Source organism: Streptococcus mitis, assembly GCF_002096895.1.
In the GTDB taxonomy this organism is placed as follows: domain Bacteria; phylum Bacillota; class Bacilli; order Lactobacillales; family Streptococcaceae; genus Streptococcus; species Streptococcus mitis_AH.
This window is the reverse complement of the sequence record NZ_NCVI01000005.1, coordinates 1-449: the sequence shown is the minus strand read 5'-3', so window position 1 is coordinate 449 and position 449 is coordinate 1. Positions and strand designations below refer to the sequence as shown.

1 pseudogene is annotated in these 449 nt (G+C 37.6%); it reads left to right on the top strand.

What is annotated here, in order from left to right:
• Nucleotides 1–449, top strand: a pseudogene (locus B7697_RS00025) (FtsX-like permease family protein); the annotation flags it as partial.

Sequence of the window (449 nt, the reverse complement as noted above, 5' to 3'; positions counted from 1 at the left end):
GAAGAATATGAAAAATACTTACAAAAGTTTAATGCTCAATTAAACACTGAAGGTAGCTATGTGTATGGTAGCAATCTAGCAGATGCTAGTGCTCAGATGAGTGCCCTCTTTGGTGGTGTCTTCTTTATCGGTATTTTCCTATCCATTATCTTTATGGTTGGAACGGTTCTGGTCATCTATTACAAACAAATTTCTGAAGGCTATGAAGACCGTGAACGCTTTATTATCTTGCAGAAAGTCGGTTTGGATCAAAAGCAAATCAAGCAAACCATCAACAAACAGGTTTTAACTGTTTTCTTTCTTCCTTTGCTTTTTGCCTTCATACATCTCGCCTTTGCCTACCATATGCTTAGCCTGATTTTAAAAGTGATTGGTGTAATAGATACGAATATGATGTTGATTGTGACCTTGTCTATCTGCGCTATCTTCCTCATCGCCTATGTGCTGAT